The 7,165-nt window shown below is 23.5% G+C and carries 4 protein-coding genes and 1 pseudogene; all 5 read right to left on the bottom strand.

What is annotated here, in order from left to right; all coding sequences use genetic code 25:
• A pseudogene (locus tag VAMP_RS05025) lies at window positions 1-273 on the bottom strand (hypothetical protein); the annotation flags it as partial.
• 84 nt (window positions 274-357) lie between these two features.
• On the bottom strand, window positions 358-2,943 hold the full coding sequence (locus tag VAMP_RS05020) for a DUF8727 domain-containing protein (RefSeq protein ID WP_213349852.1): 2,586 nt from the start codon (window positions 2,941-2,943) through the stop codon (window positions 358-360).
• Window positions 2,930-5,407 (bottom strand): EcoAI/FtnUII family type I restriction enzme subunit R, encoded by a 2,478-nt coding sequence (gene hsdR, locus VAMP_RS07195; protein ID WP_213349851.1) that lies wholly within the window; start codon window positions 5,405-5,407, stop codon window positions 2,930-2,932. The genes VAMP_RS05020 and hsdR overlap by 14 nt, the downstream gene beginning before the upstream one ends.
• A gap of 2 nt (window positions 5,408-5,409) precedes the next feature.
• A complete protein-coding gene (locus VAMP_RS05010) occupies window positions 5,410-6,882 on the bottom strand; it encodes a restriction endonuclease subunit S (protein ID WP_213349853.1) in 1,473 nt (490 codons plus the stop codon).
• 25 nt (window positions 6,883-6,907) lie between these two features.
• The coding region (locus VAMP_RS05005; protein ID WP_213349850.1) for a hypothetical protein at window positions 6,908-7,165 on the bottom strand (258 nt) is incomplete at its 5' end.

Genomic DNA, 7,165 nt, shown 5'->3' with positions numbered 1-7,165 from the left:
AAAGAAACTAAAAACTTCATCCAAATCTACAGCATTTTTTATATTATTTAATATGTCCAATTCTTTATTGATATAAAAAACTTTATTCAAATCTATATTGTTTGATTTCAAAAAAGATATAACTACCGAACTTTTCCCTACTCTTCTTTGTCATTCTACTACAAGCACATTTTTGGTATTTACAAAATTAGCAAATTTATCTAAATAGTAATTTCTATTATAAATTTGTTTTGATAATATATATTGCCTATTTTCTTCTATGATGTTTTTCATTATATTATTGTTATCTATAAATATTTTTTCTTATAATACTCATTATATTATAAAATGCAAATATTTTTTCTTATAATACAAAATTTAATTAAAATCAATACTATCTAACATTTGCCAACTTTCACTTTTTTCTCAAAGATGTTCTTTAACCTTGTTTTTTAATTTTTTAAAATCATCTTCTTTGTTTCATAATATACTATAATTTTTTATCTTGGGCCAGACTTTTTGACAAAGTACTATATCTAATATGTTTTTTTCATCAACATTATTTATATTTTCCTTATAATTTTTTACAAAACTTGCCATATATTCTATAGATCTATAAGCTATAGCATCATTTTTTTCTATTTGTTGTATAAGTTCATTTATTTCATTTATAAATTTTTGTTCTTCTTTTGAAAATATTCCCTTTGCATCTTCTAAGTTTCAACTATTTTTTGAAGTAATATCTTGATAATTTACATCATTTTTAATAAAGAAAATTTGTTTAAAAAATAGATCAATAAAAGAATCAAAAACATCATATCATAAAATAAATATATTATCTTTTCTATCAATTCAATTAAATCAATTAATAACTAAAATTCATATTTTTTGATTATTTGATTTATATAAATTTATATAATCTTTTAATTGATTTATTCAATTATTACCTTGATTATTTGATTTATATAAATTTATATAATCTTTTAATTGATTTATTCAATTATTACCTTGATTATTTGAAGATTTTATCTCATAAAGTATATCTATTTTTGAAAATCAATTATCTATATTTTGAAGTAAATCTACACTTTTATTATTTACTTTTTTTTCTCTATCAACTTCTCAATATTTTTCTATTTTTTTAAATATATCATCTTCTAATTGTTTACCTGTTATTTTTTTATTGATTTCTTGTTTTTGTAGTTTTATGTTTTTTATATAATTATAACTTTTATTTATAAAATCTTCTTCATTCCCCTCAAATAAATCATCCACTCATAAACTTATATAAAAAGCTCTATCAAGAACTTTATTTGATAAACTATTTGTTGTCTCATCCTCGTTTATAGTTCAGATGATATGTAGGTTTGATGATAGTTTTATCTTTACTTCTATCTCAAGTTGTTTTCATTCTTTATAATCATCATAAAAATCTTGAAAATTTCATTTTTTCATATTAATTTGATTTTCATCTAAGTAATACTTGTCTATAAAATATTTTATATTATTAAATTTAGATTTACTATCTATAAGCACATCAAAAAGTTTTATTTCTGCTCAAATAGATTGTAAATTATCTATCTTTGCCAAAAATTCGCTAAAATAATTTTCTATTTTTGATAAGTTCATCTCATCAAGTAGTAAAAAATATGGTATTTCTTCAACTTTTGCACTTTCAAAGATAAACTCTAAAACTTCAGTTCATTCATACCTTGAAAGTAAAGGATTCCAATATCATAAAAGCCCACTTTCATCAACAAAATTTGATTTGATTGGCATTTTTTTAAAATTTCATCAAATAGCATTTGATAATTTATCAATTAAACTTGTTTTACCAACTCACGGAGGTCATGAAAATATCAAAAAATTACTAACTGTAAGTGCTGTTAAGATCTCATAAAGTTTTGAAGATTGTATCTTTTGTGGAGAATCTTGAATTTCTTTTATAATCTTAGTTATTTTTTTATCAGTTAAGATAGAAACTGTATTTTTCAAAGACATTATATCATTTTTATCCAAAAGATGATTCAAGCTTCTTAATTGTCAAAGTCATGCAAAAAAACTTTTTTCTATTACTTCGTATGTGGAAGCAAGGTCAATAGAAGTATTTGTTTCAAATTTATAATTTAATCAATTTATTTTTGCCCAGTCAAGTAATTTTATATAATCATTTTCTATTTTTTCATCAATTTTTCAATCTTTATAATTGTTTTCTATAGTTTTTATTAATTCTGGTTTTTTTCAAGTTTTTTGTAAAAAGTCTTTTTGCTGGTCTCTAAAATTTACAAATAAAGTTTGTCATGAATATGCTTTTTTTTGTATCAAAACAATATTTGATTGAATTCAAGATTTTTCAAATATTCATCAAGGTAGTTTTACTATAAATTTTGGATCAACCTTTTCAAATTCAGTAGTTTTAAACTCTTTTAATTTTTCATCTTGTAGGAATAAAATAGCATATCAGTTATTTTTAAGATTATTTCATAAAAGGTTTTTTATATTTTCAAAACTTGTTTTAGTATCTGGATTTGTAAAAATTAAATTATATTCTCATTGTTTATCAAATTCTTCATATTTTAAATTATTCGTTTTCTTAAATCAAATTGCTTCAAAATATCTATCATTTTTTTCTTCTAAACTTTTTTTTATCTCAAATCAATAAAAATTTGTTATAGATAGTTTTTCTTTTGCTTTTATCAAAAATCATCAAGTTCACATATAAGGATCAAGCAAACTTTTAAATTCCTTTCCCTCTAGAAATTTAGTAAATAGATCAATACTTAAATCTATCAAATCTCTTGGAGTTGGGACAATATTATAATCATCTGATTTATCTTTATTTAAAGTATCTATATAGATTTTTTCAAATTCATTTTTTGGTATTTTTTCAACATCATTCCAAAAATCTACAATAGAATTGTAAGAACTTTTATATCATTTATCATTTTTTTTACTTTCTACCATATTCTACTTCTTTAGAAAAATAAATTTTATGTAAAAGTCAGCTCATAAATTTTCTAAGTCATCACCTTTCTTTAGTATACACTTGTTTTATAGAATCTATCTTATCCGGTGAATGCACAAAAACATCAGGGGAAAGTTCTTCTTCTCCATGAAGTTTGTATTTTTCAAGCATCCAAAAAACTACTTCAGCAAATTCTTCTCAAGAATTTTTGATCTTATCAGCATTTTCAAGCATAAACTTTTCATATCTTTCATGTCTTGATATGATCGGTGCCCCAAATACCGTATGTGCTATAAAATCAAATTTATCTACATCTTCAAGTCCATCAGTGTTTTTTAGAAAATCAAGAAATATATTTTTTTCTTTTAGCTTATCTATAAATTCCTCTCTTTTTCCTATATTTGTCCAGATCTCTTTTAAGTTGTTCATATCAAATACTTCTTCTTTAAGTCCATTTTGTGAGTATTTTTTATATTCTCCAAAATTCATTCTTTTCCCGTCAAATTCTATAATAACTTCTTCCTCCTCATATACTTCAAGTCATTCTACTTTTATCTTTTTTGATTTTTTGATTTTTTTCAGTTCAAAAGTTTCTATATCTTGAGAGTTTTCGTTTTCTATAAGTTTATTTTTTGTTTTGTATCATTTGTATTCTATGATAATTCTTAGTTTTTCGTTGCTTGGCAAGTTAAAAAATTCAAAACTTCCATCTTGATTTGAATAAGTATGAGCTACTATATTTTTTCAAACTTTTACTTTGATATATGCTTTATAGATTCATTCTCAAGTTTCTTTATCTACTACTTGCCCAAAACATTTATTTTCAAATGGAGGAATTGCTTGCTCGTTATTTGTTTCCTCATCTTCTTCAGCATCTGGCACATCCCATTCGTCTAAGAATCTTGTAGCATTTGTAAAATCTATAATTCTAAAAAATCATTTTCATTTGCTAAGTCTTGATCATCTTCATATAATTTGCTTAAAAAGTGTCATAGAGCCTATATTTCTTGCAAAAACAATATTTTCTACAGTTGTGATATCTACTCAAGTTGAAAGTAAATCTACAGTTGTTGCTATTATAGGTTTATTTTGTTCTATATCTTTAAATTTTCTTAGATCGTCTTTGTCTTCAGAAACTATTCTAGTAGCATAATCAGGATCTTTAGCAATTTCACATAATTTATCAGAAATTCTACCTGCATGAGATTTGTCTACTGCAAAAACAATAGCTTTGGCTCAAGGTTTATTATTTTGTTGTACAATATCATATATCTTATTACATATCTTATCTGTTATCTCTTTTCAGATTATCTTTCTTTCTATACTGCTTGGATCATAAAATTTTTGTTTTTTTACTTCTTCTACATCTACTTCGTCAGGATTAAGTATTTTTATATTATCATCTATTTTTATTCATTCTCTATGAGTGTTTAAAGTAATTTTATAAATTTTATATGGTACTAAATAACCATCGTCTATAGCTTTTCACATACTATACTCATATACAGGTTGTCAAAAATAATCAAAAACATCTATATTATCGCTTCTTTGAGGAGTGGCAGTAAGTCATACACTATAAGCACTACCGAACCAGTTTAGCACTTCTCACCAGCTACCATATCTTGATCTATGGCATTCATCTATAACTATCAAATCAAAAAAATCTTTATCTATCTGCTCATAAAAATAACCATCTCACTTTGGAGAATATAAAGTTTGATAAGTTGAAAAATATATATTTCTATTTTGATTAAATTTTCAATCTTGTATGCGGTATCTTGCATCTTTGAAAGGTTCAAAATCGTCAAATGCTTGATCAACAAGTATATTTCTATCTGCTAAAAAAAGTATTTTGTTGAAAAATCATGATTTATAAAGTTTCCATATAGTTTGGAAAGATACAAAAGTTTTTCAAGTTCCTGTTGCCATTACAAGTAAAGTTTTTTTATTTCATCTTTTAATATTGCTTATGATGCTATTTACTGCTCTAAGTTGATAATATCTTGGAGTTCTTGTTCATAGATTGTATAAAGGAAAGGTCAAAGGATCAGACTTTATATCTATGTTTTTACCGTATATTTGGTTTATCAGTTGTTCTTGAGTTGGAAAATTTTCTATGTGTGTAAATTCTTGAGTTTTGCTATCATATTGCAATATGCTTTTTCAGTTTGTCAAAAATCAAAATCTCATTCACATCATATTTACATAAGTTTTGATTTGTTTGGTATGATTATCTAAATCTTGATCTTCAGCTTTAGCTTCTATGATAGCTATGATATTGTTGTTTATCTTCAAAACATAATCAGCAAATTTGGCAGTGTTTTTGGTGTGGTATTCTTCTCATACTACTACCATACTATCAGCTGTTATCTTATATTCTCTTGCGATGTTTGATTCATCCCATCAAGATTTTTTAAGATTTGGCTCTATATGTTTTGATTTTGTGTCAGCTTCTGTATACATTTTTATTTTTGATTAGAAAGTAAATTTGCAGTTTCAAATATATTTGTAAGTATTCATTTTCTCATATTTTGTAGATATTTTTGATTGCTTTCAGCTTTATTTTTCATCCTTTGATAGTATATAAATGCTTTTTCAAGTATATTTACTATCTCTTTTTGAGTTTCAAGGTCGGGGATATTAAAAGATTTTTTTAAAATATAATCTTTATTTAAGTGCCATCAAACTCAATTATTTTTAAATTCTTCTTTAAAGTATAAAAATATATAATTTAAGAACTTTAACTCATTTCATCTTTTTAAATTAACTTTTGACATAGTAGATGATAAATATCAGTTTGTATTTACAATAAAACTATCTCATCTATTTTCTCAGTCCCATACAATAACTAAATCTCATTTGTTAACTTCCAATCAGTCATTTAAATACTCTTTAACTTTTCAAGTTCTAAAATAATTTAAATCTAAATATGGTTTTAAATTTGGATCTACAGAATTTTTTGGTTTTTTTCATTTATTAAATCAAGAAATTATATTATTTAATGTATCATCATCTTCAGTATTATATTTTCCTAAAACCCCTTCAAGTATACTTTTCCATAGATTATCAATCAAGTTTCACTTCATCACTGTATTTTCAAAATTTCTTTTTTGTTTATCTTTTTCTAATTTTTCAAGTTTTACTATCTTTTCATCATATTTTTGCAATATCTCTTCAAAATTTGTATTCAAAAAATTTTTGTCAATCACATCTCATCATCATCTTTTTTGATTTGTGCTTTGAAAAATCAACTGCAAATATTTATCTGCATTATCAAGTTTATCAAAACAATCATCCAGAAAATTTGCTATTGTTTGTTGGGTTTGAAGGTCAGTAAGTATTATACTTAATTCAATAATAGAACCTCTATTTATTCAATTAATAATTTGATTAGCACTTGTTATAGAAGTAATTTTTTCTGCTCATAAAAAGAAAAAATAATAATAAATAAATTTTTGATTTACAATATTATTATCAAATCTAAATATATAAACATGTTCATTTATTGTTATTTCTTTATTGTCTTCACCTTTTAAAATAAAATCTAAATCTTTCTGATCTACATAACAAACTCTTCAACTACCAGCTCAATCTTTAACCATCAAAATATCTCAATTTTTAAGTATTTTTTCATGAACTTCTTTAAAATCATTTTTTCATTTTTCAGTATTATTTCTTTTATCAAATAACTCTTTTGAAATATATTTTTTATTATTATCATTTATTCTTAACTTTCAATCTGTTCATATATGGTCTCATCAAGCACTTATAACTCAAGAAGATTTATTTCTAGAAAATCCTCAACCTGTCAAAATTCCATCATAAATTGGTCTTTTTTCTCATTTTTTATTTTCTTTTTCAGATTTTTCTATAATATTTCCCAACTTTTCCTCTCTCCACTCAAGATTTTTAATCAAATCTCATATATTTTGTTCCATTTTTTAAGTTTTATATTAATTAAAATTATACCAAATCATTATCTTCCAAAAGTTTTTCAAGATTTTCAAACTCTTGTGTAAATCAACTATTTCCTTTATTTATCAAAGATAGATTTTCATCTATTGACAAAACTATATCTTTTTTTTCAAAAGGATTTTTGGGTGATATGTCATAATTATTATTTTCAAAGTATTCCAAAGGTACTACCCACCTATCAAAATTTTGATTTGTATCTTCTCAAGCGATATTAAAAGCATCTATATCTTTTTCATCAAGATTTTT

Origin of the sequence: Candidatus Vampirococcus lugosii, assembly GCF_018420025.1 — a bacterium.
GTDB lineage: Bacteria > Patescibacteriota > Gracilibacteria > Absconditabacterales > Absconditicoccaceae > Vampirococcus > Vampirococcus lugosii.
This window is presented reverse-complemented; position numbering and strand designations above follow the sequence as displayed.